The organism is Bacillus sp. AM1(2019) (genome assembly GCF_009906915.1).
GTDB classification, from domain to species: domain Bacteria; phylum Bacillota; class Bacilli; order Bacillales; family Bacillaceae; genus Bacillus; species Bacillus velezensis.
Genome location: NZ_CP047644.1, coordinates 743,365 through 770,092, shown reverse-complemented (window position 1 = coordinate 770,092; position 26,728 = coordinate 743,365). Strand labels below are relative to the sequence as shown.

27 protein-coding genes and 1 pseudogene are annotated in these 26,728 nt (G+C 44.4%); 12 read left to right on the top strand and 16 right to left on the bottom strand.

Translation table 11 applies throughout. From position 1 onward, the window contains the following. Positions 1–22 precede the first annotated feature (22 nt). Positions 23–349, top strand: coding sequence for a heme-degrading oxygenase HmoA (gene hmoA / locus GNE05_RS04010; protein WP_003155696.1), 327 nt, complete (start codon positions 23–25; stop codon positions 347–349). Positions 350–381: 32 nt separating this feature from the next. On the opposite strand, the gene GNE05_RS04005 is transcribed toward hmoA, so the two are convergent. From GNE05_RS04005 to GNE05_RS03970, 8 genes are all read right to left on the bottom strand, one after another. After that, a complete protein-coding gene (locus GNE05_RS04005; protein WP_014417139.1) occupies positions 382–1,071 on the bottom strand; it encodes a YetF domain-containing protein in 690 nt (229 codons plus the stop codon). Between the two features lie 113 nt (positions 1,072–1,184). Continuing rightward, complete coding sequence (locus GNE05_RS04000; protein ID WP_007408936.1) at positions 1,185–1,463, bottom strand: YesK-like family protein; 279 nt, start codon at positions 1,461–1,463, stop codon at positions 1,185–1,187. Between the two features lie 30 nt (positions 1,464–1,493). After that, complete coding sequence (locus GNE05_RS03995; protein WP_007408935.1) at positions 1,494–2,027, bottom strand: GNAT family N-acetyltransferase; 534 nt, start codon at positions 2,025–2,027, stop codon at positions 1,494–1,496. An 88-nt stretch (positions 2,028–2,115) separates the two neighbouring features. Next, a complete protein-coding gene (gene cotJC, locus GNE05_RS03990) occupies positions 2,116–2,685 on the bottom strand; it encodes a spore coat protein CotJC (RefSeq protein WP_003155700.1) in 570 nt (189 codons plus the stop codon). Positions 2,686–2,699: 14 nt separating this feature from the next. Then, entirely contained in the window at positions 2,700–2,963 is a 264-nt protein-coding gene (cotJB, locus tag GNE05_RS03985) for a spore coat protein CotJB (protein ID WP_160182468.1), read from the bottom strand. Continuing rightward, positions 2,947–3,195 carry a spore coat-associated protein CotJA gene (gene cotJA / locus GNE05_RS03980; protein WP_160182467.1) on the bottom strand — a complete coding sequence of 83 codons (249 nt, stop codon included), beginning with the start codon at positions 3,193–3,195 and terminating at the stop codon, positions 2,947–2,949. Before cotJA ends, cotJB begins: the two co-directional genes overlap by 17 nt. Positions 3,196–3,342: 147 nt before the next feature. Next, the gene (locus GNE05_RS21495) at positions 3,343–3,636 is read right to left on the bottom strand and encodes a spore coat protein (protein ID WP_160182466.1); all 294 of its coding nucleotides are present in this window, start codon (positions 3,634–3,636) and stop codon (positions 3,343–3,345) included. A 179-nt stretch (positions 3,637–3,815) separates the two neighbouring features. Next, a complete protein-coding gene (locus tag GNE05_RS03970) occupies positions 3,816–4,535 on the bottom strand; it encodes a YebC/PmpR family DNA-binding transcriptional regulator (protein ID WP_003155709.1) in 720 nt (239 codons plus the stop codon). A 298-nt stretch (positions 4,536–4,833) separates the two neighbouring features. Here GNE05_RS03970 and GNE05_RS03965 point away from each other — a divergent pair, with 298 nt between their 5' ends. The 8 genes and pseudogenes from GNE05_RS03965 (at position 4,834) to GNE05_RS03930 (ending at position 11,699) form a co-directional block, all read left to right on the top strand. Beyond that, a complete protein-coding gene (locus GNE05_RS03965) occupies positions 4,834–6,714 on the top strand; it encodes a ribonuclease YeeF family protein (RefSeq protein ID WP_160182465.1) in 1,881 nt (626 codons plus the stop codon). 5 nt (positions 6,715–6,719) lie between these two features. Further along, positions 6,720–7,019 (top strand): contact-dependent growth inhibition system immunity protein, encoded by a 300-nt coding sequence (locus GNE05_RS03960; RefSeq protein WP_025284386.1) that lies wholly within the window; start codon positions 6,720–6,722, stop codon positions 7,017–7,019. A 109-nt stretch (positions 7,020–7,128) separates the two neighbouring features. Next, the gene (locus GNE05_RS03955; protein WP_160183186.1) at positions 7,129–9,132 is read left to right on the top strand and encodes a T7SS effector LXG polymorphic toxin; all 2,004 of its coding nucleotides are present in this window, start codon (positions 7,129–7,131) and stop codon (positions 9,130–9,132) included. 4 nt (positions 9,133–9,136) lie between these two features. Next, positions 9,137–9,607: an antitoxin YezG family protein gene (locus GNE05_RS03950; RefSeq protein ID WP_160182464.1), complete on the top strand. Its 471-nt coding sequence runs from the start codon at positions 9,137–9,139 to the stop codon at positions 9,605–9,607. A gap of 75 nt (positions 9,608–9,682) precedes the next feature. Beyond that, on the top strand, positions 9,683–10,153 hold the full coding sequence (locus GNE05_RS03945; RefSeq protein WP_266024368.1) for a TIGR01741 family protein: 471 nt from the start codon (positions 9,683–9,685) through the stop codon (positions 10,151–10,153). Between the two features lie 19 nt (positions 10,154–10,172). Then, a complete protein-coding gene (locus GNE05_RS03940; RefSeq protein ID WP_160182463.1) occupies positions 10,173–10,649 on the top strand; it encodes an antitoxin YezG family protein in 477 nt (158 codons plus the stop codon). An 84-nt stretch (positions 10,650–10,733) separates the two neighbouring features. Continuing rightward, positions 10,734–11,222: an immunity protein YezG family protein gene (locus GNE05_RS03935; protein ID WP_160182462.1), complete on the top strand. Its 489-nt coding sequence runs from the start codon at positions 10,734–10,736 to the stop codon at positions 11,220–11,222. A gap of 16 nt (positions 11,223–11,238) precedes the next feature. Further along, positions 11,239–11,699: pseudogene (locus tag GNE05_RS03930) on the top strand (antitoxin YezG family protein). Positions 11,700–11,900: 201 nt separating this feature from the next. Here the strand turns inward: GNE05_RS03930 and GNE05_RS03925 are convergent. The 5 genes from GNE05_RS03925 to GNE05_RS03905 all read right to left on the bottom strand — a co-directional run bounded on the left by GNE05_RS03925 (position 11,901) and on the right by GNE05_RS03905 (position 19,735). After that, positions 11,901–12,665, bottom strand: a complete 765-nt coding sequence (locus GNE05_RS03925; RefSeq protein ID WP_160182461.1) for a HEPN domain-containing protein — start codon at positions 12,663–12,665, stop codon at positions 11,901–11,903. Between the two features lie 4 nt (positions 12,666–12,669). After that, entirely contained in the window at positions 12,670–13,848 is a 1,179-nt protein-coding gene (locus tag GNE05_RS03920; protein ID WP_201741792.1) for a DUF262 domain-containing protein, read from the bottom strand. 146 nt (positions 13,849–13,994) lie between these two features. Further along, positions 13,995–15,380 carry a 23S rRNA (uracil(1939)-C(5))-methyltransferase RlmD gene (gene rlmD / locus GNE05_RS03915; RefSeq protein WP_160182460.1) on the bottom strand — a complete coding sequence of 462 codons (1,386 nt, stop codon included), beginning with the start codon at positions 15,378–15,380 and terminating at the stop codon, positions 13,995–13,997. A gap of 147 nt (positions 15,381–15,527) precedes the next feature. Further along, a complete protein-coding gene (locus GNE05_RS03910; protein ID WP_014417122.1) occupies positions 15,528–16,439 on the bottom strand; it encodes a diacylglycerol kinase in 912 nt (303 codons plus the stop codon). Positions 16,440–16,591: 152 nt separating this feature from the next. Continuing rightward, the gene (locus tag GNE05_RS03905; protein ID WP_014417121.1) at positions 16,592–19,735 is read right to left on the bottom strand and encodes an efflux RND transporter permease subunit; all 3,144 of its coding nucleotides are present in this window, start codon (positions 19,733–19,735) and stop codon (positions 16,592–16,594) included. A 128-nt stretch (positions 19,736–19,863) separates the two neighbouring features. On the opposite strand from GNE05_RS03905, the gene GNE05_RS03900 reads away from it, so the two are divergent. Further along, positions 19,864–20,712 carry a TetR/AcrR family transcriptional regulator gene (locus GNE05_RS03900; protein WP_160182459.1) on the top strand — a complete coding sequence of 283 codons (849 nt, stop codon included), beginning with the start codon at positions 19,864–19,866 and terminating at the stop codon, positions 20,710–20,712. Between the two features lie 62 nt (positions 20,713–20,774). On the opposite strand, the gene gatB is transcribed toward GNE05_RS03900, so the two are convergent. The 3 genes from gatB to gatC are packed head-to-tail and all read right to left on the bottom strand — an operon-like array spanning position 20,775 to position 23,981. After that, positions 20,775–22,205: an Asp-tRNA(Asn)/Glu-tRNA(Gln) amidotransferase subunit GatB gene (gene gatB, locus GNE05_RS03895; RefSeq protein WP_003155730.1), complete on the bottom strand. Its 1,431-nt coding sequence runs from the start codon at positions 22,203–22,205 to the stop codon at positions 20,775–20,777. Between the two features lie 13 nt (positions 22,206–22,218). Continuing rightward, positions 22,219–23,676 (bottom strand): Asp-tRNA(Asn)/Glu-tRNA(Gln) amidotransferase subunit GatA, encoded by a 1,458-nt coding sequence (gatA, locus tag GNE05_RS03890; protein ID WP_160182458.1) that lies wholly within the window; start codon positions 23,674–23,676, stop codon positions 22,219–22,221. Between the two features lie 14 nt (positions 23,677–23,690). Further along, complete coding sequence (gene gatC, locus GNE05_RS03885) at positions 23,691–23,981, bottom strand: Asp-tRNA(Asn)/Glu-tRNA(Gln) amidotransferase subunit GatC (RefSeq protein WP_003155732.1); 291 nt, start codon at positions 23,979–23,981, stop codon at positions 23,691–23,693. Positions 23,982–24,402: 421 nt separating this feature from the next. Between gatC and putP the strand changes: the two genes are divergently transcribed. After that, positions 24,403–25,881, top strand: coding sequence for a sodium/proline symporter PutP (putP, locus tag GNE05_RS03880; RefSeq protein WP_014417118.1), 1,479 nt, complete (start codon positions 24,403–24,405; stop codon positions 25,879–25,881). Positions 25,882–26,001: 120 nt separating this feature from the next. After that, positions 26,002–26,694 (top strand): MgtC/SapB family protein, encoded by a 693-nt coding sequence (locus GNE05_RS03875; RefSeq protein ID WP_014417117.1) that lies wholly within the window; start codon positions 26,002–26,004, stop codon positions 26,692–26,694. The last annotated feature ends 34 nt before the right edge of the window (positions 26,695–26,728 follow it).

Here is a 26,728-nt window from a genome sequence, read left to right as displayed (position 1 = left end):
AAAATGATTGGAGAGATGCCAGATGTTCGTGCAAATCAGAAAAATGACCGTAAAAGAAGGACATGCCGACAAAGTAATCGAACGCTTCAGTTCAGAAGGCGTGATTGAAAAGCAGGAAGGTTTGATAGACGTAACGGTCTTGGAAAAAAAAGTCCGCCGCGGTGATGAAGAAGTCGTCGTATTAATCCGCTGGGAGTCAGAAGATCATTGGAAACAATGGGAAAAAAGCGAAGACCACATCGCGGCCCATAAAGCAAACCAAGGCAAGCCGAAACCTGATTATATGCTTGGGACGGATGTCGGTATGTATCATGTCAGAGCCGTTAAAACAGGCGTACACGAAAAATAATAAAGAGCATTTGCCCCAGGGCAATGCTCTTTTTATTTTTTCTCCTCATACGGCAGGACAAACAGCGGTTTATCGGGCTTCCATTCCGCATACAGCACGTCCTCCGTTTTTTTGATGTTCAGCTTTTTCAGCTCCTGATTCAGCTGCTTTTCTTCCAGCCCGGCTTCTTTCAGATTTTCATACAGCAATTCGCCGTCAATAATCAGCGTGACCGGCAAAGAGACCTGCTTCGGCTTTATTTGCATGTCGCCGTTTTTCGTCGTATCATATTGAAATTTCGGCAGGACGCTGACCATCCCGTTTGTTTCTAAAATCGCGTACTCCGCTTCCTGTATGGAAAAGCAATTCGCCTGTCTGAGAAGGCTTTGCAATTGATTAATGTCCAGCTTATTCTTTTTCAGCACATCATATTTCAGTTTTCCTTTATGTATGATAATACTCGGCTCGCCTTCCAACAGCTTTCTGGTGCTTTTTACTTTCTGCGTAATCAGTTCGATGAGATAAATTAAAACCCCCCATAACAGGGAAGCAAAAATGATTTCAATAATCCTGACGTTTTTATCATACACCGCATTTCCGACCAGTTCGCCGAGGATGAGCGCAGAAATAAAATCAAACGGCGTAATTTGCGAGAATTGAGTTTTTCCAAGCAATTTTAAAATCACAAATAAAATACCCAAACCGCATACTAACTCCCAAGCCACTGTAAGTAAATGTCCCATATTCGCACCTTCTTCTTAAAAGTCATTACCATTATGGACATTCGCCTGTTTTCTATACAGCGGCCGGCAACACACAAAAAAACGCAGCCGAGGCCGCGTTTTTTCACTTCTGCTTACTGTTTTTGATTCGATCTGACGACCCGTAAGCACACCTCAGCGGCATAACCGGCAGCCGCTCCGGAACCCGCAAACATCGCGGCAAGCCCCAAGCCCATTCCTTCCCAGCCGCCGACACCGAAAATGCTGTAAACAACCGTACCGAAAGCAGTCAGGCCCAGCACCGCCAAAAGGCACTCAGGCCACATCTTTTTCGGCCATTTCTTGCGGAGCACAGCCGATACGGCAAAGTTAAGACAAAATGCGGCCAGACAGATCAGAAAAAAAAACCCCATGTCTTTTGCACCTCCGTCATGAGTAGCTTTTTATTTGCTCACCTTTTTTTCAAACAAATGATAACCCGGCGCAGGTCCTTTTGATTCGTACCCCATTCCGCTGTAAAACGACTGAAGCGCCTTGTTTTCGGACACGCAATCGAGCCGGATTTTCGTTTTTCCCGGACAAGACACACCCGTCTCCGCCCAAGTCATGATTGTCCGGCCGAGCCCCGCCCCTGCAAACCGCCTGTTAATCGCCAGCCGGTGGAGATATACGGACTCCTCATGTCCTTCATCGCCCCAAAGACGTCTGTCCCACCCGCTTGCTTCGGGAAGCAGCATGACGACGCCGGCCAGCTCTTCATTCTGCCTGAATAAAAAAACATACCCTTGGGCGATCGCCTCCCGCATATTGTGGGTATCTTCCCCTTGCAGAAGGCCGCTCCACTGGTTCGACCCTTTATCGCGAAGCCATTCTGCCGCTTGCACGAGCAGATCCATGACCTCTTTTGCATCATCTTTCCGGGCGGAGGTGACCCGGAATGCCCCCGCCTTCTCCTCCGTAATCGTAAAAGGTGTCATAAAATCCTCCTGTAATCAGAATATTCGACACCTTTATTATAGACCAAACGCAGAAAGGAAAAAAACAGCCGTCGTGTTTGAGGGCCGTTTAAAAAATTTTCTTCTTATCACGTTCTTCTTTTAAAATCTCAACCGCTTCCCTGAAACGCATAGAGTGGACGATTTCACGCTCACGCAGAAAACGGAGTGAATCATTCAGGTCAGGATCATCGGAAATATCAATAATCCATTGATACGTCGCTCTCGCCTTTTCTTCAGCCGCAATATCCTCATATAAATCAGCGATCGGATCTCCCTTCGCCTGTATGTAAGACGCTGTGAACGGAACTCCGGCCGCATTGTGATAAAACAGCGCGCTGTCATGGTTGACGTAATGATCACTGAGCCCTGCATCACGCAGCTGCTCCGGGGTCGCATCTTTTGTCAGCTTATAAATCATCGTCGCAATCATTTCTAAATGCGCAAACTCCTCCGTGCCGATATCCGTCAGCAGGCCGATCACCTTGTCAGGAATCGTGTAGCGCTGGTTTAAGTACCGGAGCGCTGCGGCCAATTCGCCGTCCGCCCCGCCGTATTGTTCAATGAGAAACTTAGCCAGCATCGGGTTGCATGTACTGACTTTAACCGGATACTGCAGCTTTTTTTCATATACCCACATTTACAGATCCCTCCTTATACTTGCCATGGCCAAGGACCGCGGCCCCAGTCCCATTGAGCGCCGACCTGACTCACGCCGAATTGCAGAAGCGGTCCGTACTCAGGCTCAAACCGCTTTCTCAGCTGTCTTGAGTACCGGGTATATTCATGAAACTGCTGAAGCGCGAGACGGTCATGGGGATGCGTATCCAGATAAAGCGTCAGCTCCACCAAGACAAAGTCCGCCGCCTGAATTTGCTCCAGCAGCCGATAATATTCATCATCAATCTTTTTCGCCATATTCGGTTCCCCCCCGATAAGGATTATCATAGAAATCGTAAAGATCCTTCCAAAGGGTCCCTTTTCTCAATGCCTCCATCGGAGAAAACTGCTCCAAGTGATACGGCTGAAACCGCATATAAAGATGCGGCGGCGTTCTGTAGTATTTTCTCCCGATCGGCGGGCAGGGATCAAACCGGCTGTGGAAGGGTTTATAGGATTTGACCGGTGTAAACGGCTGATTTTCTTTCATTACGATCCTCCTTTCCTAAACACATGACCTTAATAGGTATGAATCCGTATCGGCATTTATGCCCTGTAAGAAATGAAAAAAGCCAGCGCTTAGAAACGGTCACAAAAAAACACTCTTGCTGTTCCAAGAGTGCTTTTTCCCGAATGGTCAGATATATTGGCTTTCCCGATGATGATGATGGAACGGGTAGCCGCCGTAGCCTCCGCCATAGCCGCCAAAACCGTACCCCGGATATCCCCCGAAGCCTCCGTAGCCGCCGTAGCCGCCAAAACCGCCGTAACCGCCAAAACCGTATCCCGGGTATCCGTAGCCTCCGCCGAAACCGTATCCCGGATATCCTCCGAAGCCTCCGTAGCCGCCAAAACCGTACCCCGGGTAGCCTCCGAAGCCTCCATAGCCGCCGCCAAAGCCTCCGCCGTAAATCGGTCTTCTTTCATTCATGATTTATCGCTCCTTCACATAGGTTACAGTCCAGTTTATGACATCCGGAAGGAAACGTATGGGCATCCGCCCAGTTTTGGCGAAATAATCAATAATTACTTACGGAGATATACGATACAGGCCGACCGTATAAGCAAAATAAAAAGGCCGGAACTTATGCCGCCCCGGCCTTTTTGTCTTTATTCGCCTAAATCTACATTGTGATAAACCTGCTGTACGTCTTCCAGATCTTCCAGCACATCGATCAGCTTTTCAAATTGAGCTTTCGCATCTTCCGGAAGCTCGACTTCATTTTGCGCAAGCATCGTCAGCTCCGCAACCGTGAACTCTTCAACGCCGGCATTTTTGAATGCCTCCTGTACCGCATGGAATTGATCAGGCTCGGCATATACGATCACACTGTCATCCTCTTCTAAAATATCGCGCACGTCCACATCAGCTTCCATCAGCAATTCCAACGCTTCATCCGCCGTCTTGCCTTCAACGCCGATAACGGCAGTCGCATCGAACATGTAAGCGACAGACCCGCTCACCCCCATATTTCCGCCGTTTTTCCCGAATGCGGCGCGCACTTCAGGCGCCGTGCGGTTTACATTATTCGTTAACGCATCAACGATGATCATTGAACCGTTCGGCCCGAAACCTTCGTAACGCAGCTCGTCAAAGTTCTCCTCCGCGCCGCCTTTCGCCTTTTCAATCGCACGCTCAATAATATTTTTCGGCACGCTGTACGTCTTCGCGCGCTCAAGCACCACTTTTAGCGCCTGGTTCGATTCCGGATCTGGCTCGCCTTGTTTTGCCGCCACATAAATCTCACGGCCGAACTTCGCGTAAATCCGGCTCGTATTTGCGTCCTTTGATGCTTTCTTTTCTTTAATATTGTTCCACTTACGGCCCATTTTGTTCCACTCTCTTTCACGAATTGAATCTGTATGATAAATACTCTGCTTCTATTATACCTCAGCGGTTGGGTTGTTTCGAGTGTAAGACATTAGAAAAAACAGGCACGCTTAAAATCACCGGAGCGCAATAAGCCGAATTTGAGGGTTATTGTACAAAACATAAAAAGCCTCCCTTCATACAGGAAGGAAGTCCCAAGCCAAAAGATTCATTTTATTCTCATTACCTATTTCCTACACTGTATATCCTGACTCACGTGGTAAAATTTTGATATCGAACAAATGAAAGGATATGGTCATGAAAGTTTTCGAAGCAACCACCCTGCTGGCCGCTGCCAAACAGCGCGCGGGTGAATACAAAAAACTGCGCGGCCAGATGGTCAATCTGAAAAAAGCGTTTCAAGGCATGGCTGACCTCGGTGACAGCGACTTCTCAGGCCGGGGCGCAAATAACATTAAAGCTTTTTTCAAGGACCACGCCGGCGTCACAGACAGCTGGCTTGATCTGATCGACATGAAAATCGCATTTCTCACAAGCCTTCCCGGCAAGGTCGAAGACGCCGGACTTTCCAATTCGCATGTGGAGGAATCATTTCTGGAGCATGAACTCACCCACGCCCTCAGTAAATCAAAGGCAATTATGGAAGGGCAAAAAAAGGACATGGGGTCCATCCTCAGAGAGATCGAAGACATCATCTCGCTTGATCTGTTTTCAACCGAAAGCACAGATCAGAAGCTTTCTTCAGCTGACAAAAAAAGAAGCGAAACCATACATAAGCTCGGGAAGCTTGATCACGATCTAACGAAGGAATACACAGAAACCGAAGCGAACGAACAGTTCATTCAGGCCGACTTCCAACAGCTCCAAAACGCCACAGGCAAAGGAAAAAGCGCCACGCCGCTTCACTACAACGCCAAAGCGTACCGAGAAAGCGACATCCATAAGAAAAAAGGCGAGATTGCAAGACATTCGGATGCTTATTTGACGATTAAAAAGGAAGAAGCGAAAGAGCGGGAAATCAAGGACCTAAAGAAAAAGCTGGCCGATGGTGTCACCGATCCGGATGAATACTTAGAAATCGCGAAGAAAATCGGCTATGAAAACCTTGAACCCGCTCAGGTGCAATATGTGATGCAGCTTGAACAAGCAAAACAGCTCGAAGAAGTCGGAGAAACGGCTTGGGATATCGTTAAAGGAATAGGCGTCGGCCTTTATGATGTCGGGAAAGACACAATAACAGGCATCAAAGATCTGGCTGTCGGCGCATGGGATTTTTACCATCTCTCTGATGAACAAAAAGTCGCTAAAACCATATCGGCTGTATTTAACACGCCCTCCTACGCAAAAATCATATGGACAAACCTGGCGGATTCATGGAATGATAAAATGGTTAACGGGGATGCGTATTCAAGATCACATTACATCACCTACGCCATCGGGAGCATCGTCGGGCTCAAAGGTTCCGGCTCAGCCGTAAAAGTATCAAGCAAGCTCGCGAAAACAGGTGCCGCCAAAGTGGATAACGTCTTGGAAGCTGGAGAAAAAGCGGCTGCAAAACATGTAAAAACCGGGATCAAAAAAGGGAAAGACTATATCAATTCCTTTTCGAGAAATAAGTACGAACCCGCGCTTGCCGGAATAGCACAGGATATTGAAAATACTCACAATGTGAAGAATACGCCTTTGTTGAAAAGTATTATTGAAGATCAGAAAGAGAGTGTTCTCAGTAAATCTGTGACTTCTGACAATAACGGCATACATAGTGTTAAACAAGGAGACAGCAGTCCTCTCGCACCAGGCGGTGGCTTAGCTGCTCATGAAGCAAAAGGCGGACATCTTATAGAAAGACATGTTGGTAAGAGCGACCAAGAACTCATGGAAAGGCTTGAAAAAAGCAAAATGAGTAACAAGAAAATATCCGGATCATCCTCTTTTAAGGATAGAGCAACTGCAGAAAAGATTGCTAATATTACCTTATCAGATAATAAAGATAAAATAGAAAAATGGTTAAATAATGATGTAAAAAAACCTTTGGTACTCTCCTATAAAGGATCAGAAGTGTTAGGCAGAGGAATTACCAAAGGCACAACTGAAATTTCTGACTTAACTAACGCTAAAATTATATTGAAAAAGAATAATGATGGTAGCTTTATATTAACAGGCTATCCCACGAGGTGAGATCAATGATTGAAACAAATATTTCTGAACCTGTATTTCAATTTTTAGGAGGTATTTTCCATCAAGATATAGACACTCCTGAGTCAGCTCTTGAAGAATACTTAGCAGAGATACCTAAAAAAGAACAAGAAAACGATGTAGAAGCACTCAAAGCGTTTATAAATAGCGATTACTCAGAAGAACAAAAAAACGTTTTTATAGAAGAATCTGCTGATGGTGTAGATATCAATAGTTACGAACTATCCCCAATACTATGGCTCAGACAAGTCATTCAAAAAATCGAAAAAAATATTGAGTCTTTATAGATTCAGGGAAACCCTATTCCTATGTTTACACAGTCCCTGATAAGTTTCTTAATCTTTCCCTCTATAAACTGAAAAAATAACCCCGAATGAAAGGGGAAAGGATATGGTCATGAAAGTTTTCGAAGCAACCACCCTGCTGGCCGCCGCCAAACAGCGCGCGGGTGAATACAAAGAACTGCGCGGCCAGATGGTCAACTTGAAAAAAGCGTTTCAAGGTATGGCTGATCTCGGTGACAGCGACTTTTCAGGCCGGGGCGCAAATAACATCAAAGCCTTTTTCCAAGACCATGCCGGCGTCACAGACAGCTGGCTTGATCTGATCGACATGAAAATCGCATTTCTCACAAGCCTTCCCGGCAAAGTCGAAGACGCAGGTCTTTCCGGATCTCATGTAGAAGAATCTTTTCTGGAGCATGAGCTCACCCACGCCCTCAGTAAATCAAAGGCAATTATGGAAGGGCAAAAAAAGGACATGGGGTCCATCCTCAGAGAGATCGAAGACATCATCTCGCTTGATCTGTTTTCAACCGAAAGCACAGATCAGAAGCTTTCTTCAGCTGACAAAAAAAGAAGCGAAACGATACATAAGCTCGGCAAGCTTGATCACGATCTAACGAAAGAATACGCAGAAACCGAAGCAAATGAACATTTTATCCAAGCAGATTTCCAGCAGCTCCAAAACGCCACAGGCAAAGGAAAAAGCGCCACGCCGCTTCACTACAATGCCAAAGCGTACCGAGAAAGCGATATACATAAGAAGAAAGGCGAGATTGCAAGACATTCGGATGCTTATTTGACGATTAAAAAGGAAGAAGCGAAAGAGCGGGAGATTGAAAAACTGAAAGAAAGACTGAAAAACTACGATTATGCGAATGCTGATGAATTTTACTCCATGGCCAAAACAATCGGCTATAAAAACCTGACAAAAGAACAGCAGCGCTACTTCACTCAAATTGAAAACACGCGTGAACTTACAGACGGCTTCAAAGGCGTTGCCGTCGGCCTTTATGATTCCGGAAAAGACGCGGTCACAGGCCTGTGGGATATGGTCACAGATCCGGGCGGAACGGTTGAAGCCATTACAGGAGCGGTGACTCACCCGATCAAAACGTATGAAGCCATTTCAGCGGCAATTGAAGAATCGTACCAAAAAGACATGGTGAATGGCGACACCTACTCCAGAGCAAGATGGGTGTCATATGCAGTGGGCACCGTTGTGACATCAGTCGTCGGCACAAAAGGCGTCGGCGCCGTCTCAAAAACAGGCACAGCCGCCAAAGTGACGACCAAAGTCAAAACAGCAGCAAGCAAATCCGCAACAGCACAAAAAGCGGTAACGGTCTCAAAACAAACCGTTGATCACATCAAACAAAAAGTAAACACAGGCATGGAAGTATCAAAAAAACGTGTCAAAACCAAGTTAAATCAAATCGGAGATCTCACCCTGGCTGATATTCTCCCGTATCATCCGCGTCACGACTTAGTGCCGGCAGGCGTTCCTTACAACGCAGTCAACGGGGTCACACTTAAAGAGGGACTTCAGAAATTCGCCAAGGTCATCCTGCCGAAACCGTACGGAACCTCCGCAAGCGGCAGGCGGACACCGGCACCGCATGTACCGCCGGTAACAGTCAAATATGGCGAGCATTTTGCGAAATGGACCAGAAAGAAAGTATTGAAGCCGAATGTCATCTATAAAACAAAAGAAGGCTACACATACACCACTGACAACTATGGTAGAATTACAAGTGTCAAAGCAGACTTGCAGCTGGGAGAAGCAAAACGCAACCAATATGCGCAGTCAAAAGCAGGTAAACCAGACCGTCTGACAGATGACGACGGAGGCCACCTAATCGCTACTCAATTCAAGGGCTCAGGCCAGTTCGACAACATCGTGCCGATGAATTCTCAGATTAATAGGAGCGGCGGCAGATGGTATGAAATGGAGCAAGAATGGGCAAAGGCTCTTAAAGAAGAACCTCCTAAAAGAGTTAATGTTAACATAGAATCTCTATATAAAGGTGACTCTTTAAGACCTACAAAATTCATAATCGAATTTACGATTGGCAATAAAACAAAATTCGTGACAATAAAAAACCAAGCTGGAGGTTAAACCTATGGAAACTGAGAAAATGGGACAGTTATATCAACAAATAGCAGAACAGCTTAATGAAATGATTCCATCTGAATGGACAAAAATCATTCTTTATGCGGAAATATTAGATGATTCATCAGAAGTTTTCTTTTTCTTCAATACACCACAAAGTGAAGAGAATATCTATTCTCATGATATACCGAAACAATTCGATGTTAGTAAAAAAATATACGTGAGTTTATTAATTGAACTTCAAGAGTTATTCGAGGAGTTAAGAGAAGAATTTAAAGCAAACAACCAAGATATTTGGACCAATTTAACGCTCAAACTAGAGAATACTGGAAAATTCTCAATAGACTACGATTATACTGATGTCATCGCCTCAAACTTAAACGGTACTCAACGGCAAGTAGTATGGGAATATAAAAATTTAGGGATTTTGCCTGAAGATGAGGATGATAAACAGTTCGTAACAAACTACTTTGGTCTATAAATCAATAATGGCTCAGCACTTCTTTGCTGGGCTATTTTTTATACTGGGATTTCTCGACGATTGAAGGTGAAAAGGTTGAAAACTAAAAAAATGCAAGATCTGTACCAGATTATTTGTGATAAATTAAATGACATCATACCTTGTGAATGGGCAAAAATATATCTTTATGCAGAAATATTAGCTGACTCTACCATGGTTCTCTTTCACTTCAAGACACCAGAAAAATGTCAACTGATTTATTCGCAAGATATACCAGTCCGATACAGTGTAAGTAAAGATATCTTCAAAACTTTATTAAGAGAAATCCGTGAACTTTTTGAGGAATTACGAGCTGAGCACAAAAATAATAATGATCAGGTTTGGACGAACCTTACATTGACATTGGAGAGCAACGGTCCATTCCAACTTGATTATAATGATGACGATATTTTGGCATCTGAGCTTGATGGGTATCAAAGAATTGCATTATGGGAGTACAAAACTCTTGGAATTTTGCCTGAAGACGAGGAAGATCAAGAATTTTTAATTAGCTACCTAAACCTATAAATTTGAACTGGAGGTTAGCATGGAAATAGAAAAAATGGGGCAATTATATCAAAAGATAGCAGAAAGCATTAATGAAATCATTCCATCTGAATGGGAAAGAGTTATTATTTATGCGGAAATACTTGACGATTCATCTGAAGTTTTCTTTTATTTCAATACTCCACATAGTGAAGATTTTATATATTCTCATAATATCCCTGAACACTATCATGTCAGTGAGGAGATTTATGAGGAGCTGTTATTTGACTTGCATGACTTATTCGAGGAATTACGAGATGAATTTAAAGAAAACAATCAAGATATATGGACTAATCTAACACTTAATCTGGGGATAAGCGGAGAATTTTCGATAGACTATAATTATGAAGACGTTATTCAATCTCCATATACCATCTCTCAAAGACAAACAACCTGGACTTATAAAAATGCAGGAATTTATCCTAAGAGTAAACCTTTAAAATCCTTTTTAGAACAGTATTTAAATTCTCAAAATTAAAATTCCCCCTCCTTTATTGGGGGGTTTTTTTGATACAAATGATCCTTACAAATTACCAATTATAATGCTGGAGGCTGATCCTTGTTGGAAAATGAATTAAATGCATTATATAGAAGCATAGCTGAAACCGTTAACAAAATGATACCAGAACCATGGGAGAAATTTTTGTTCTATGCTCAGATTTCAGAGACAGGCGGAGGCACTTACTTTTTTTACAATTCTCAAAATGAACCTAATCATTTTAAGTACAGTCTTGAAATTCCGTTTGAATTTGATATTGACGAAAATGAATTCGATCAGTATGAGATGGAATTATTTAAACTAAGCGGAAAAATGAGAGATGTTTTCAAAGATCATGATCAAGAATTATTTTATTCTTTCACTCTTAGCCTAGAAAGATCAGGAAAATCAACTGTCAACTTTGATTATACAGATTGGTTTAAGACAGATTATAGTTTCAGTGATCAGCTTATCATCTGGAAATTTAAATATTTAGGAGAAGAACCTATGGATTCATCATTACAAAAATTAATAAAAAAATATTCAGAAGAATATCCTGAAAATCCAATTTAATAAAGTTGGGATAATGATGTTAGAAAAAGCTTATCTAAAAATAACTGATGCCATAGGAAAAATAATTCCTTCTGAATGGAGCAAAGTTGTTCTTTATGCAGAAATACTAGACGGCTCACGAGAAGTTTATTTTTTCTTTCAAACACCCGAAAACGATGAATATATATACTCTCATGACATTCCAGAACAATTTCAGGTCAGTAAAAAAATTTATACCGAACTATTAATAGATCTTCAAGAGTTATTTAAACAGTTACACAATGAGTTTAAAGAAAATAATCCTGAAGTATGGACAAATTTGACACTGAATCTTGAAAACGATGGAACGTTCTCAATTGATTATGATTATGAAGATGTTATTGAATCTACTCTGGACGAATATGAAAGACAAATGATTGGGAGTTCAATAACTTGGGTATTTTCCCCGAAGATGAAGAGGACAAAGAATTTGTTAAGGATTATCTAAATATTAAATAATGCCATCAACAATTCAAAGGTAGAGGATCATCAATGGAAACTGAAAAAATGGAACAACTCTATCAAAAGATTGCTGAATTGAGGGTTACTCTATGAGCGAACTATATCAAAAAAATCGTTGGGGTATTTCCACATTTTATAATTTTCAAAATACAATCCCCTTGGTTATGCAGCCAAAGGGATTATTTTTCAATAAATCATCTATATCTTTGATAATTTTAGACAAGAGGGTCCTAGCTTTTTAGATCGATTAACTTCTTGAATATTTTTTTTCATAATAAGTGATGTAAGTGAAATGCTTAGTTTATTTATTGCCAGTTTCTTTTTTATACATGTATAATTTTCTTCAGTATCAAATATAATAAAAGCTTTTCTTTCTATATCTTGACTTAATTCAAGACAATCCTCCACACACTTTTTAGCATCTTCAGGAGATAAAGTTTTTTTTGCATTTTTATGGGCATAAGAGCCTCGAGCCTTAGCTAACTTTGAAAGAGAATCCATTAGCTTAGGTTCTTGAGAAATATCAATAGAAACGGGTCCTAATAACTTTCTTAGATAAGGCTCGGAAGCACCGTGATTATTGTAAATCTCAGTAGAAAGTTGTGCTTTTGCACTTTCTAAAGCTGTTTTTAATCTAGTGAACACACTTTGATAGGGGGTTTTTTCCTTTTCAGTTAGTAAATCCAGTCTTTGGTTCGAATAACTCAATAAAGTTAATAATGGTCTAGTTATTTTTTGCTCTTTACTAAACCATAATTCAATACTTTTATCTCTAACTTGTGCAGTTATTTCCTCAACATATTCTTCCAAATAGGCATGAGCTAAAATACAATACGCCTTTACATCCTCACTATATTCCTCTGGAGTAGAAAGTGGATTAGAGTTGTGTTTTTTTAAAAATTTATTATAAATACTCTCCATATGCCCTCTTAACTCTTCGTATAGCTCTAAAAATTCACTCATCTTTTTACTCCTGTGGAACCGGAATATCAGTTATATTTTTATCTAGCGTTTTATTTATATAATCTCGAAACATTTTATAGCGCTTAAAATAATGAGTAATGTTTTTTGTAGAAGCTTCAATTGTATTTCTAAATTCAGAATTGCTACATAGTTCCTCAAAGTTTTTCTTTAGCAATTCAGCTTTACTACCTATCACATCTTCTTTAGTTAATTTTGAAAAGTAATATGCTTGCACTTCAAAAATTGCTCTATTGAATCGACTCTCATATTTATCTTCGGTAAACTTTTTTCCAACACATTTAACGTCAAATACTTCAATTAAGCGGTCAATTGAAGTATTAAACTCTTGATAAATTGTCTCAACTTCAGGTTCCATTTCATCCCAAGATATTGTAATTAGACCCATGGAGTTATCCAAGAAATCTTTTAGATTACCTCGATAATCTTTTCCAAAAGTCTTAAACGAAATAAATCTCAGTATAATTTCAATATCCCTTAATCTAGAGTCAGGACCTTTTATGCCCAAAACATCATGGATAGGTTGCTTTTTATCAGTTTTCTGAATTAGGTACTCAGCAAAAGGTCCTTTATTTAAAACTTGCCTTAGTTCTTGCGTAGATAAAGGAACAGAGCCTGTGTTTAATCTGTAAAAAATATCATAAAGCACATCTGTATTTTTAAAGTTTGATATTACAGTGCATCTGATATCTGCATTTTCAAATTCTCGTTGTATATCACGCAAGGCAGGATCTTCTTTTATATCTGCAAATGACTTCCCATTCAATCCCGAAACTTGCTCTAGTTTTTTTAACTTACCACTTTTCCAATATGGTATTTTATCAGGATCCATAAAACCAGCAATTGTTAACAGTCGTTGCTTTCCGTCAATAACAATAAAAGATTTTCTTTTCTCTGGATGTTCTGCTAAAACAATTTCTGGTACTGGCAAACCAAGTACCAATGATTCTATAAGTAGGCTTCGTCGTTCGTCATTCCATGCATTTCTTCGTTGAAAGCTTGGATCAACATCGATATTACCCTGCTTGATTTGATTAAATATTGTTTCAATCGTCCAGTCACGTGAATAAACAACTATGGATTTGTAATTTAATTTCTCAATATCACTTATTATTTCGTCATTCCAGTTATCATTTTCAAAACCAGTATCAACCTCGTTATTCAATTTTATCATCTCCGTTAACAAATATTTTATTCTATATAATTATAGCGCTTAAATAAACCGTTACCAATAATTGCACTATACTTTCTAAAATAAAGTTAAAATTAAATAACAAGAGGGGCCTCTATCTAGATAGACCCCTATCACTGTTACTTATTTAACTTTCTAACAAGTAGTGAACAACACTCCACATGATTCGTATGCGGGAACATATCCACAGGCTGCACTTCGAGCGTCTGATACCCGCCATCCTCAAGCACCCGCAAATCTCTTGCAAGCGTTCCTGGATTGCAGGATACGTACACCACTCGCTTCGGTTTCATGTCGATGATTGTGCGCAGTAGCGCTTCGTCACAGCCTTTTCTTGGCGGGTCGACGACGAGGGTGTCGGCTGTGATACCTTCTTTATACCATTTCGGAATGACGGTTTCCGCTTCTCCGACTGCGAATTCTGCGTTTGTGATGCCGTTCAGCTCAGCGTTGCGTTTTGCATCCTCGATGGCTTCCGGCACGATTTCGACGCCGTACACTTTTTTCGCCTGCTTCGCCAGAAATAGAGAAATCGTTCCGATGCCGCAGTAGGCGTCGATGACGGTTTCTTCCCCTTGCAGCTCCGCGTACTCAAGCGCTTTGTCGTAGAGCACTTTTGTCTGTTCCGGGTTGACCTGATAGAACGATCTGGCGGAGATGGCGAATTTGACGTCTCCGATGAGGTCGTAGATGTATTCTTCGCCCCAGATGACGTTTGTTTCGTTCCCAAAGATGACGTTTGTTTTGTTTGGATTGATGTTTTGCACGATGGATTTGACGTGCGGGAATTGCGCCGTAATGTCTTCGATGATTTTCGCTTTGTGCGGAAAATCGCTTGTTCTTGTGATGAAAACGATCATCATTTCGCCTGTGACGACGCCGTATCTGACCATGATGTGGCGGAGCCAGCCTTTGTGGCGTTCTTCGTTGTAGGCTTTGACGCCGTAATTTGCACAGATGTCTTTGACGGCTTGGACGGCTTCGTCGTTTTTGGATTGCTGTATCAGGCAGGCGCTCATGTCGATGATGTCATGGCTTCTTTGCTGATAAAATCCGGCGACGAGTCCGCCTTCTCTTTCTCCTACCGGCACCTGTGCTTTGTTTCTGTAGTTCCACGGGTCTTCCATGCCGAGCGTCGGGTGCACGGTGACTTTTGAGAGGTCCAGCTTGCCGATCCGTTCTAAGACGTCTTTGACTTGTTTCTGTTTAAACAAAAGCTGGCCTTCATAGGTCATGTGCTGAAGCTGGCAGCCGCCGCATTGCTTGTAGATTGGGCACGGGGCATCCGTTCTGTGCGGGCTTTCTTCCTTCAGCTCGATCAAGCGGCCGAAAGCGAAGCCTTTTTTGACGCGTGTCACTTTGATTTGCGCTTTTTCCTCAGGCAGGGCGTTCGGCACGAAGATCGGAAAGCCCTGAACCTTTGCAACGCCCGCTCCTTCGTGCGTCAAATCCTCAAATGTCACATCATAGTATTCATTTTTTTCTATCGGGGGTTTCATTTTCATCTATAATCACCTCTAGTTTTACCAATAACCTTGTTTCAGCGTGCTGGCAAACCTTCAAATTCAATGTCAGCCTTCAAAGGTTTCCGATCACGCTGAAAAGATGACAAAATCCTAAAACGAATACTGTTTTAGGATTTTGTCCGCGTATTAATCATCCAGCTGTTCCGCTTTCTCCTTCGGCATGATGACGTGAATATGCCGGTACAGGTTCACGAATTCGCCCGGGAGCATGCCGCCGTATTCGCCGTCCAGGTTCAGCTGCATCTTTTCTGATACGTTGACTTTCACGCGGTTCGCTTTTGTGTAAATAATGTGCTGATCGTTAATATGATCGCCTCTGAGCGCCATGCTCGCGACTCTGATAAACTCCGCGAGATTGGCTTTTTTCAAAATAATCAAATCAAACATGCCGTCATTCAGGCTGGAATCAGGGGCCAGTTTCTCGAATCCGCCGACCGAGTTGGTCAGCGTCACTAAAAACAGCATAATTTCGCCTTGAAACAGCTTGCCGTCATATTCAATCTCGACTTCTGTCGGTCGAAGTGAAGGCAGCATTTCCATTCCCTTTAAATAATAAGCAAGCTGGCCGAGCATCGTTTTCAGTTTGCTTGGCACATCATACGTCAGCTCCGTCAGACGGCCTCCGCCGGCGATGTTGATAAAATACTGACCGTTCACCTGTCCGATGTCGATCGGGCGGGCCACGCCGTTAATGACGGTATCAGCGGCATTCAGTATATTCTCTCTCGGAATGCCCAGCGCTCTGGCGAAGTCATTTGTCGTGCCGACCGGAATGATGCCGAGTGTCGGGCGTGTGTCTAACGGCGCGAGGCCGTTGACGACTTCATTAATCGTTCCGTCTCCGCCGGCAGCGATAATCAGGTCAAACTCCCGCAAAGCGGCTTCTTTTGCGGCGTGGGTGGCATCCCCCGCGCATGTGGTGGCATGGGTGGAGGTTTCATAACCGGCTTGTTCAAATTTTTGCAGGACCTGGGCAAGATTTTTCTTAAAAAGCTCCCGTCCTGAAGTCGGATTGTATATTATGCGTGCACGTTTCATTATCTCATCATCCTACTTAAGAGTATCCGATCCATTATTAACACTAACAACCTTTAATTATACTATGACTTGAGAAAATCGCAACAATATGTACAGGAATTGCCAGAAGAAAAAAGGCCCCGGCTCCGTTTAAGGAGCCAAGGCCCGCTGTCTTACTCTTCTTCCGTTCCAGGTTTTTTCTTACGGAATTTCGCCAATACTTCATATACGATCGGCACAATCAGAAGGGTAAGCAGAGTTGAACTGATTAAACCGCCGATAACGGTGACACCGAGTCCTTTAGAAATGACCTGGCTTCCGCCTTCGAAGCCCAATGCCAATGGAAGCAGGGCGCCGATTGTCGCGATCGCCGTCATCAGAATCGGACGTAATCTCGTAGAGCCGGCTTCCAGGAGCGCTTCTCTCGTCGATAAGCCTTCCGCTTCTTTATGGATGACGCGGTCAATTAAGACAATCGCGTTTGTGACGACGATTCCGATCAGCATCAGCATACCGATCATGGCATTCAGACTGATCGTCTCTCCGGATACATACAGGCCGGCTAATGCGCCGATGACTGTAAACGGAAGCGAGAACAGAATCGCAAACGGTGCTAATGCTCCGCCGAACGTGATCACAAGAACGAGGTATACGATGGCGATTGCGGCAAGCATCGCTAAACCGAGTTTCGTAAAGGAATCAGCAATATCCGCTGATACACCGCCGGTATCAATCGATACATTGTCCGGCTTATCCAGTTTGTCAACTTTCTTTTGAACGGCTGATGACACCTTCGTGACGTTGTCAGAAGTGACGGTTGCCGTTACATCAGCGTACACTTTGCCGTCGCGTTTGGAAATGGTATCGGATGTCGTGCCGTTTTTCACTTTCGCCACATCGCCGATTTTTACTTCTTGGCCTGCAGGCGATGTGATGGTTTTATCCTCTAATTCTTTTACACTCTTATACTGGTCTTTTTCTGTTTTGATGTTGACGTCAAGCTCTTTGCCGTCCTTTTTCACCGTTGTCAAAGGAGACTGTGACGTTTGGGACATCAGGGCTTGGGAGATTTGCGAAGCCGTCAGGCCCTGCTTGCTGAGTTTCTCCTGGTCAGCGGTGAACGTGTACTCATCATATGTGCTGGAAAGGCCTGAGTTGATGTCTTTCAGATCTTTCTGCTTTTTCATGATGCCTTCGATGTCTTTGACCGTGCCTTTAATATCAGACTCTGAATCTCCGTACACATAGTACGTTAATTCGTTGTTGTTGCCTGACGAACTGAAATTTTGTGATTTCCATTCGCCGCGGCTGGATGTTTTTTTGATTTCTTTTAAGACATTGTCTTTTTCTTTGTCAAAATCAGGCGTGTCATCCTCGTATTTCACGTAGAACAATGCGCCGTTTGAGCTTCCGCCGAGCGGACTTTGTGAGCCTAATGAATACTGAACGGTATCGACATGTTTGCGTTTAAGCAGCATGTCTTCCGCTTTTTGCGCAGCTTTTTCAGCTTCGCTTTTCGTTTCGCCCGGTTCAGGCGTGTATGTGAGCTGCATCGTTTTGTCCGCTTGCGCAGGCAGGTAGCTCGCGCCGATCAGAGGTACGAGGAACAAACTGCCGACAAGCATCAGAACCGCGATGATAGATGTAATCCATTTATGTCTTAATGACCAATTCAGCACTTTTTTATAGAAATTGGCCAATCTGCCCGGCTTATGCTCTTTCGCTTTAACAGGCGCGCCTGTGAGCGATTTTTTGAATAAGCTGTGCGCAAGCATCGGCACCAGTGTGATCGAAATCAACAGCGATGCGGCAAGCGCGAAGACGATTGTTAATGCAAACGGCATAAACAGTTCGCCGATCTGTCCGCCGACCATGGCAAGCGGCAGGAATACGGCAATGGTTACGATCGTTGATGACATGATCGGTTTAAACATTTCTTTCGTCGCTTCACGCACCAATTGCTTCCCGCGTAAAGGTTCATCTTTCAGCCTCATGCGGCGGTAAATGTTTTCGATCACGACAATCGAGTCGTCGACTACCCGTCCGATGGCGACCGTCATTGCACCGAGCGTCATTATGTTCAATGTAACATCAAGCTGATTCAGCACGAGAAGCGCAATCAGCAGTGACAGCGGGATGGAAATGATAGAAATCATCGTTGATTTAATATCTCTTAAGAATAAGAGAATGATCACGACCGCAAAAATCGCGCCGAAAATCGCTTTGCTTAACATCGTATCCACCGACTCTGTAATCGGCTCTGCCATATCAAGAGTCGAGCTGTACTTGAACCCTTTGTGGTCTTTTTTGTATTGATTCAGTTCATCTTTAATCGCATCGGCCACTTCTACCGTGTTGGCGTCATTGGCTTTTACGATATTAATTCCGATGCTGTCCTTTCCGTTCGTGCGGGAAATGGATTCAGCTTTTTTCACATCTTTAATGTCGGCAATGTCAGAAAGCTTGACTGTCGGCACCCCTGCTGCCGCGCTTTGCTGTGCCTGCTGCATAGCCTGAGCGTCCGCCGCAGATGCCGCACCGGCTCCGCCCGCTTGACCTTGAGCGGCAGAAGAAGATGTGACCGGAATTCTCATATCTTTCAGATCTTTAATTGACGTAATATTTCCGTTAACGACAACTGATTTTTCTTTGTTGCCGAATGTGTACAATCCAAGCGGCGTATTGACGTCAGAGCCTTGGATCACTTTCTTGACGGTATCTTCATCAAGTCCGTACTCTTTCATTTTTTTGTCTTTGAAAGAGAATTCCACCTGCTCTTCCTGCTGTCCGGAAACTTGCACGGACGCAACGCCCTGAATGCCTTCAAGCTTAGGAACGAGAGTGTTTTCCACATTTTTGGTCAGGTCTTCAAGCGAACTTTTGCCGCTTGTCACACTGAGCGTCAAAATCGGGAAAGAGTTGAGGCTGTAACGGGAAATGTCAGGTTTTTTCGCGTCGTCAGGAAGGCTGACACTGTCCAGCGCTTCAGCGACTTCGGTTTTCGCCTTGTCCATATCCTTGCTGTAATCATATTCAATCATAACCGATGAGACGTTTTCAGAGGATGTGGACGTTACGACGCTCACTCCTTCTAAATTCTGGACCGCCTGCTCGATCGGTTTTGTCACGTCATCCGCAACTTGACTCGGAGCAGCTCCGGGATAAGTCGTATTTACTGAAAGGTAAGGCATGTTGACGTCCGGTATGGATTCCTGCTTCATATTCATACCGGCATACAGCCCTGCTACAGTAACGATAATCGTCATCAGCCAAACTGCGAATTTGTTCTTCAGTACAAAGTTAATAATGTGGTTCATCATGTCCTCCGTTAATTTTTATTGACTGACTGGTCATTCTATATAATACTAAACGGTATAACTCAACATCGTCAACTAATAAGGCAGTAAATTTTTCTAAATTTTTCAGGATTAAGGGGAAGCACGTCATGAACGAAAAAAAAGAGAAAATCATAAAAACAGGCATCCATTTATTTGCCAAAAAAGGGTTTTCTTCAACAACCATTCAGGAAATCGCCGGTGAATGCGGAATTTCAAAAGGAGCCTTCTATCTCCATTTCAAATCAAAAGAAGACCTTTTGCTGTCAGCATGTGAGTATTACATCGGCATGTCTATGGAAGAAATAAAGAAAATCAAAACAGAACATCAGCATAAACCGCCTAAGGACGTATTCCGAAAACAAATCGCTTATCAATTCCAGGAATTTATGGAGCACAAGGACTTTATCATTCTCTTGCTGAGCGAAAAGGTCATTCCTGAAAATCAAAAGGTCAAGCAGTATTTTCATGAGGCCAATATTCAATTTAACATGCTGTATCGGGATGCGTTGCTCTCCGTTTACGGAGATGCCGTCACACCGTTTTTAGCGGACGCGTCCGTTATGGCGCAAGGAATTGTGAGCTCCTATATTCATTTCTTGATTTTTAATGAACATACGGCATTCCGGACGGAAAACGTGGCGGCCTTTCTGATTGCCAGAATCGATGATCTGATTACGGGGCTGATAAGAGACAATCCCGATCCGCTGCTGCCTGAGGATATCTTCACTCAGCCCGCGGCGGACAGAGAAAGACTGCTTGCGGATATTCAAAAGATTAAAACACAGCAGGAGCTGCCTGAGGACGTCCTCGTATCGCTTGAAGTCATTGAAGAGGAATGTGCAAAGGAAGAGCCGCGAAAACCGATTATTAAAGGAATGCTGTCCAACTTGGCAGGCAGCGGAAATGAGCAGATTGAAACGCTGCAGGCTTCCATTGAAACCTATTTCATCTTATAAAAAAAGAGACCGGCGCTTACCGGTCTCCGTGTCAGCAGCGCCCTTAGAGGCGGCTGCTTTTTTTATCGTTTTTTGATTTCTTCAAGTAAGATCTTGTTGACCATCGGCGGGTTGGCCTGTCCTTTTGAGGCTTTCATAATCTGCCCGACAAGGAAGCCGATCGCGCGGTCTTTTCCGTTTTTGAAGTCTTCAATTGACTGCGGGTTGCTGTCAAGCGCATCTGTTACCAGCTTCAGAAGCACGCTTTCGTCAGAAATCTGCACGAGGCCTTTTTCTTTGACGATTTTTTCTGCGTCGCCGCCTTTTTCAATTAATTCTTTAAAGACTTTCTTCGCGATTTTAGACGAGATGGTTCCTTTTTCAATCAGCTTAATCATGCCGGCAAGGCCTTCAGGAGTCAGTGCGACATCCTCAAGCTCTTTTTGTTCGGCGTTCAGGTAAGCTGAGACTTCACCCATCAGCCAGTTTGATGCCTGCTTGGCTTCTGCGCCTTTATTGACCGTTTCTTCGAAGAAATCAGCCATTTCTTTCGTCAGCGTCAGAACCATTGCGTCATAAGCCGGCAGGCCGAGCTCTTCGATATAACGCTTGCGGCGCTCATCCGGAAGCTCAGGAATGGTTGCTCTTACGCGTTCTTTCCATTCGTCATCGATGTAGAGCTCGACAAGGTCAGGCTCAGGGAAATAGCGATAGTCGTCCGAACCTTCTTTGACACGCATCAAAATGGTTTTTTTCGTCGCTTCATCGTAGCGGCGCGTCTCCTGCTGAATGACTCCGCCTGACAGAAGCACCTGCTCTTGGCGTTTTTCTTCATGCTCAAGGCCTTTTTGCACGAATGCGAAAGAGTTGAGGTTTTTCAGCTCCGTTTTTGTGCCGAATTTCTCCTGGCCGATCGGACGGAGGGAAATGTTGGCGTCACAGCGCAGTGAACCTTCTTCCATTTTACAGTCGGAAACACCTGTGTATTGGATAATTGATTTCAGCTTTTCGAGATATGCGTAAGCTTCCTCCGGTGTGCGGATATCCGGCTCAGATACAATCTCGACAAGCGGCGTGCCCTGGCGGTTGAAGTCAACGAGGGAATAGCCGTCGCCCGTATGCGTCAGTTTTCCCGCATCTTCTTCAAGGTGAAGACGGGTGATGCCGATTTTTTTCGTTTTTCCGCCGACTTCGATTTCGATCCAGCCGTTTTCGCCGATTGGCTTGTCAAATTGAGAAATTTGATATGCCTTCGGGTTGTCCGGATAGAAATAGTTTTTCCGGTCAAACTTCGTATCCGTTGCGATTTCGCAGTTCAAAGCCATTGCGGCTTTCATCGCGAATTCGACCGCTTCTTTGTTCAAAACGGGCAGCACGCCGGGATAGCCGAGGTCGATGACGCTCGTTTGGGTATTCGCTTCCGCGCCGAATGGCGTCGGTGAGCTTGAGAAAATTTTAGATTTTGTTTTTAATTCCACATGGACTTCAAGTCCGATTACCGTTTCAAAGTTCACTTCATTTCACCCCTTACAGTTCAGGTTTCGCTTTATGATGATCTGTTGCCTGCTCAAAAGCATGAGCGACGCGGTATACAGTGCCTTCATCGAAGTGTTTTCCGATGATTTGCAGTCCGAGCGGCAGTCCGTCCGCAAATCCGCACGGCACGCTGATTCCCGGCACACCCGCGAGGTTGACAGGGATCGTTAAAATATCGTTGGCGTACATTGTGAGCGGATCGCTGGTTTTTTCGCCGATTTTGAATGCCGGTGTCGGCGTTGTCGGTCCGACGATGACATCGTATTTCTCAAATACGTCTTCAAAATCTTTTTTAATAAGCGTGCGCACTTTTTGCGCTTTTTTGTAATACGCGTCATAGTAGCCGGAGCTGAGCGCGAAGGTGCCGAGCATGATGCGGCGCTTCACTTCGTTGCCGAAGCCTTCAGAGCGTGTCTGTTTATAAAGGTCGATCAGGTTGTCCGCATTGTCTGAGCGGTAGCCGTAGCGGATGCCGTCAAAGCGCGCAAGGTTTGCAGACGCTTCGGAAGAAGACAGCAGATAATACGTCGCAAGCGCGTATTTGCTGTGCGGCAGAGATACTTCTTCCCATGTCGCTCCGAGGTCTTCAAGCACTTTTAAAGCGGCTAAAACCGATTCTTTCGCTTCTTTGCCGACGCCTTCTCCGAGATATTCTTGCGGTACGGCGATTTTTAAGCCTTTAATATCGCCAGTTAATGAAGAAAGAAAGTCCGGCACTTCGACATTGGCGCTCGTAGAGTCCATTTTGTCCGGGCCTGAAATCGCCTGAAGCAGGAATGCGTTATCTTCTACGTTTCTTGTGATCGGTCCGATCTGGTCTAATGAAGACGCAAAAGCGACCAAACCGTAACGTGACACGCGTCCGTATGTAGGCTTTAATCCGACGACGCCGCAGAAAGAAGCCGGCTGGCGGATGGAGCCGCCCGTATCAGATCCGAGTGAAAACGGCACTTCGCCCGCGGCAACCGCAGCTGCGGAACCGCCGCTTGATCCGCCAGGAACCGTATCGAGATTCCATGGGTTTTTCGTCGCTTTGTACGCGGAGTTTTCAGTAGAAGAACCCATCGCGAACTCGTCCATATTCAGCTTTCCGATCGTGACGGCTTCAGCGGCTTGAAGGCGCTCCACGACCGTCGCATCGTAAATCGGATCGAAGTTTTCGAGGATTTTGCTTGAGCATGTTGTGCGAAGCCCTTTGGTCACGATGTTGTCTTTGACGCCGATCGGCATTCCGAAGAGAAGACCGTGTTCAGACCGTCCGTCAACCGCTTCGTCAAGTTCTTTCGCGTAAGCGCGGGCTCTTTCTTCATCAAGCTGTAAAAACGCCTGTACCTTATCATCCACGGATGCGATCCGTTTGTAAGATTCATCGACAAGATCGGAAATCTTGATTTCTTTTTTATGTATCATTTGTTTCAGTTCTGTGATTTTGTGATCAAATAATGACATACTGTCTCCCTCCTTTAATCCAGAATAGATGGCACACGGACATAGCCGTCTTTATGATCGGGAGCATTTTTCATGACATCCTCGACCGGAAGGCCTTTACCCGCTTCATCTTCTCTCATTACGTTTTTCATTTTCAGCACGTGTGTTGTCGGTTCCACGTTATCCGTGTCCACTTCATTAAGCTCCTCGGCAAACGAGATGATGCTGTCAAGCTGTTCTGTAAACATTTCAGCTTCTTCATCCGTAATGGCGAGTCTCGCCAAATGAGCGACATGCTTTACTTCTTCTATAGAAATTCGTGACATAAGATCCACCTCCGCATAATTCTCCGTTTCGTCATATAATACTGATCATATCAAAAACGAGCCCTCTAAAGCAACAAAACGCCGCCTTCTGAGGCATGATGAAACCCTCTCTATTTTATCCTAAATCGGGGAGAAAGAGAAACGAATTATATGTCAGAAAATTTTTACTTTTATAATTTATTGGTAGCGTTTTCATCTCTAAGCTGTTCTATGTTGGCGGGGATTTTTTCCTTGAGCGGGCCAGGTTTCGAGAGTTGATTGATCGGGGATACTTTGTTAGGTTTAGTAACCATAGCCAGCACTAAATCATGCGATCCGCATGGAATGATGACTAAAGGCTGGATCGCCGGCGCATATTCCGGCACTACTAATCTGCAGAGGTGATGCAACATTTACATGAAAGAAGAGAGGGTCCAAAAACGTGAGTATTGAATTAATTATATCTCTTGGCATTTACTTTGCTGCCATGCTGTTAATCGGCTGGTACGCATTCAGGAAGACAACGAATATTAATGATTACATGCTGGGCGGAAGAGGACTAGGCCCGTTCGTAACGGCGCTGTCCGCAGGTGCGGCCGATATGAGCGCATGGATGCTGATGGGAGTTCCCGGCGCAATGTTCGCAACGGGGTTATCGACCTTATGGCTGGCGCTCGGTTTGACGATCGGCGCGTATTCAAATTATCTGCTGCTTGCTCCGAGGCTGCGCGCTTACACGGAAGTTGCGGATGATGCGATTACGATTCCCGATTTTTTCGATAAACGGTTCCGCCACTCGTCATCATTGCTGAAAATTGTTTCCGCCGTGATTATTATGATCTTTTTCACGCTGTACACATCGTCCGGGATGGTATCCGGAGGCAGGTTATTTGAATCGGCATTCGGCGCCGACTACAAATTCGGTTTGTTTTTAACGGCCGGTGTTGTTGTGCTTTACACGCTGTTTGGCGGTTTCCTCGCTGTCAGTCTGACTGACTTTGTACAGGGAGCGATCATGTTTGCGGCATTAGTGCTTGTGCCGATCGTTGCTTTTACCCAGCTCGGGAGCGTTTCAACGACGATTGATTCGATCAACGCCGTTAACCCGAAACTATTGGATATCTTTAAAGGCGCGAGCGTCATTAGCATTATTTCTTATTTGGCATGGGGACTCGGCTATTACGGCCAGCCTCATATCATCGTACGATTTATGGCGATTAAAGAAGTGAAAGATTTAAAACCCGCCCGCAGAATCGGGATGAGCTGGATGGTTATTTCAGTTGTCGGTTCATTGCTGACCGGGATTATCGGGGTTGCGTATTCTCATCACTTCGGGGTCTCCGTAAAAGATCCGGAAACGATTTTCATTATTTTTTCTAAAATCTTGTTCCATCCGCTGATTACGGGCTTCTTGCTGTCCGCAATTTTAGCGGCGATCATGAGTTCCATTTCCTCACAGCTTCTCGTAACGGCAAGCGCCATTACGGAAGATTTATACCGCGCCTTTTTCAGACGGGAAGCGAGCGATAAAGAATTGGTCATGACCGGACGCCTGTCGGTATTGATCGTGGCCGTTATCGCCATTTTGCTTTCCTTGAATCCGAACAGCACCATTCTTGATCTGGTCGGATATGCGTGGGCAGGCTTCGGTTCGGCTATCGGCCCGGCGCTCTTGCTCAGTCTGTACTGGAAACGGATGAATGAATGGGGAGCGCTTGCGGCGATGATTACAGGGGCCGCGGCCGTTTTAATCTGGATCACGACAGGGCTTGCCGCTTCAACCGGCGTATACGAAATCATTCCGGGGTTCTTCCTCAGTCTGATTGCCGGTATTGCCGTCAGCCTGCTGACCAAAAAACCGGCCGATGCTTCTTATCAGCTGTTCAGCCGGATGGAAGCTCTTTTGAAAAACAAGAAATAGACAAAAAGCCGTCAGATTTTATCCCTGACGGCTTTTTTCTTCCGCACTTGTCCTGCTATAAATACTGTGAGAAAATCATATCAATTTATTATAAGAAAAATTGCGGAGGTGCTGTGCAAATTGAGCTGGCCTATCGAACCAGACATTTTATTAAAGCTGGGCATTGCCACGCTGATCGGCATGATCATCGGTCTTGAACGCGAGCTGAAAAACAAACCGCTCGGCCTGAAAACCTGTATCGTCATCGCCGTCAGCTCCTGTATGCTGACGATCGTCAGCATTAATGCGGCATATCATTTCCCAAAATATTACCGTATCATGATGGATCCGCTCCGCCTTCCCGCCCAAATCATTTCCGGCGTCGGTTTTATCGGTGCGGGCGTGATCCTGCGCAAAAGCAATGACGTCATTTCCGGCCTGACGACATCGGCTATCATCTGGGGCGCAGCCGGGCTCGGTCTGGCTACAGGCGCCGGCTTTTATAAAGAGGCGTTCGCAAGCCTCTTGTTTATCCTGATCAGTGTCGAATTTCTTCCGTGGCTGATCAGAAAAATCGGTCCCAACCGCTTGAAGGAAAAGGATATCCGCGTGAGAATGTCTCTTTCCGATAAAGACAAAATGACCGAGATTTTAAAGGAAATGAAAAGCAAACAGCTCCGCATTCACTCCGTCCGGATTGATGATCTGCACGAAAAAGAATTTCCGATTATGGAAGTGAAAGTCAGTGTTCACAAAAACCGCTATACCACTGACGTCTATTATGATATTAAAGAAATTCAGGGTGTCGTCGGAGTGAAGTGTGATACGCTATAAAAAAACGCCGGGCTGGATTCAGCCGGCGTTTTTC

Bases quoted from the DNA above. Each gene is read 5' to 3' on its own strand.
- hmoA (WP_003155696.1), top strand. From the start codon at position 23: ATGTTCGTGCAAATCAGAAAAATGACCGTAAAAGAAGGACATGCCGAC.
- GNE05_RS04005 (WP_014417139.1), bottom strand. From the start codon at position 1,071: ATGGGACATTTACTTACAGTGGCTTGGGAGTTAGTATGCGGTTTGGGT.
- GNE05_RS04000 (WP_007408936.1), bottom strand. From the start codon at position 1,463: ATGGGGTTTTTTTTTCTGATCTGTCTGGCCGCATTTTGTCTTAACTTT.
- GNE05_RS03995 (WP_007408935.1), bottom strand. From the start codon at position 2,027: ATGACACCTTTTACGATTACGGAGGAGAAGGCGGGGGCATTCCGGGTC.
- cotJC (WP_003155700.1), bottom strand. From the start codon at position 2,685: ATGTGGGTATATGAAAAAAAGCTGCAGTATCCGGTTAAAGTCAGTACA.
- cotJB (WP_160182468.1), bottom strand. From the start codon at position 2,963: ATGGCGAAAAAGATTGATGATGAATATTATCGGCTGCTGGAGCAAATT.
- cotJA (WP_160182467.1), bottom strand. From the start codon at position 3,195: ATGAAAGAAAATCAGCCGTTTACACCGGTCAAATCCTATAAACCCTTC.
- GNE05_RS21495 (WP_160182466.1), bottom strand. From the start codon at position 3,636: ATGAATGAAAGAAGACCGATTTACGGCGGAGGCTTTGGCGGCGGCTAT.
- GNE05_RS03970 (WP_003155709.1), bottom strand. From the start codon at position 4,535: ATGGGCCGTAAGTGGAACAATATTAAAGAAAAGAAAGCATCAAAGGAC.
- GNE05_RS03965 (WP_160182465.1), top strand. From the start codon at position 4,834: ATGAAAGTTTTCGAAGCAACCACCCTGCTGGCCGCTGCCAAACAGCGC.
- GNE05_RS03960 (WP_025284386.1), top strand. From the start codon at position 6,720: ATGATTGAAACAAATATTTCTGAACCTGTATTTCAATTTTTAGGAGGT.
- GNE05_RS03955 (WP_160183186.1), top strand. From the start codon at position 7,129: ATGAAAGTTTTCGAAGCAACCACCCTGCTGGCCGCCGCCAAACAGCGC.
- GNE05_RS03950 (WP_160182464.1), top strand. From the start codon at position 9,137: ATGGAAACTGAGAAAATGGGACAGTTATATCAACAAATAGCAGAACAG.
- GNE05_RS03940 (WP_160182463.1), top strand. From the start codon at position 10,173: ATGGAAATAGAAAAAATGGGGCAATTATATCAAAAGATAGCAGAAAGC.
- GNE05_RS03925 (WP_160182461.1), bottom strand. From the start codon at position 12,665: ATGAGTGAATTTTTAGAGCTATACGAAGAGTTAAGAGGGCATATGGAG.
- rlmD (WP_160182460.1), bottom strand. From the start codon at position 15,380: ATGAAAATGAAACCCCCGATAGAAAAAAATGAATACTATGATGTGACA.
- GNE05_RS03910 (WP_014417122.1), bottom strand. From the start codon at position 16,439: ATGAAACGTGCACGCATAATATACAATCCGACTTCAGGACGGGAGCTT.
- GNE05_RS03905 (WP_014417121.1), bottom strand. From the start codon at position 19,735: ATGAACCACATTATTAACTTTGTACTGAAGAACAAATTCGCAGTTTGG.
- GNE05_RS03900 (WP_160182459.1), top strand. From the start codon at position 19,864: ATGAACGAAAAAAAAGAGAAAATCATAAAAACAGGCATCCATTTATTT.
- gatA (WP_160182458.1), bottom strand. From the start codon at position 23,676: ATGTCATTATTTGATCACAAAATCACAGAACTGAAACAAATGATACAT.
- gatC (WP_003155732.1), bottom strand. From the start codon at position 23,981: ATGTCACGAATTTCTATAGAAGAAGTAAAGCATGTCGCTCATTTGGCG.